The sequence below is a fragment of the Achromobacter sp. UBA5777 genome (assembly GCF_002418565.1).
In the GTDB taxonomy this organism is placed as follows: Bacteria; Pseudomonadota; Gammaproteobacteria; order Burkholderiales; family Burkholderiaceae_B; genus Achromobacter; species Achromobacter animicus.
This window is the reverse complement of record NZ_DIEJ01000133.1, coordinates 1-561: the sequence shown is the minus strand read 5'-3', so window position 1 is coordinate 561 and position 561 is coordinate 1. Positions and strand designations below refer to the sequence as shown.

At 69.3% G+C, this 561-nt stretch carries 1 protein-coding gene; it reads right to left on the bottom strand.

Annotated elements, in window-relative coordinates:
- Window positions 1-561 (bottom strand): secretin N-terminal domain-containing protein (locus B3446_RS09775; RefSeq protein ID WP_291380494.1); only part of this gene is annotated, 561 nt, incomplete at both ends.

The window sequence follows — 561 nt, the reverse complement described above, 5'->3', positions numbered from 1 at the left end:
CGCCAGCACGCCCAGGTTGATGACTTCGTTGCCCAGCACATCCACCGTCCCCTTCACCACGCCCAGGCTCAGGCCGCGGCCTATCGCATCAATGGACGTCGGGCCGTTGCCGGTGATGCCGCTGCCGCCCAGGTTCGTGCCGCCGATGAAGCTGGTGCCGTTGCCGTTGATGTTGCCCGCGCCGGTCATCCACTGGATGCCGAATTCCGCGGCCTTTTCCTCGCTGACTTCCACGATCAGGCTTTCCACCAGCACCTGCGCGCGGCGCTGGTCCAGCTGGTCGATCACTTCACGCAGGCTGCGGTACAGCGGCTCGGGCGCGGAGATGATGAGGGAGTTGGTGGCGGGGTCCGCCTGGATGGTGGCGCCGCCCGCGGAGTACGACACTGCCTGCGACGAGTTGTCTTCGCGCGCGATGCGCTCCTGTTCGCCGGACAGGCCGCCACGCGACGAGCCCGATTGGCTGGACATGCCCAGCCCGGCCTGGTTCGGCGTGCTGCTGGCGGTGTTCTGCGTGCGCGCGCCGCCCTGCGAGCCGCCGGTGCTGCTGCTGGCGCCGGG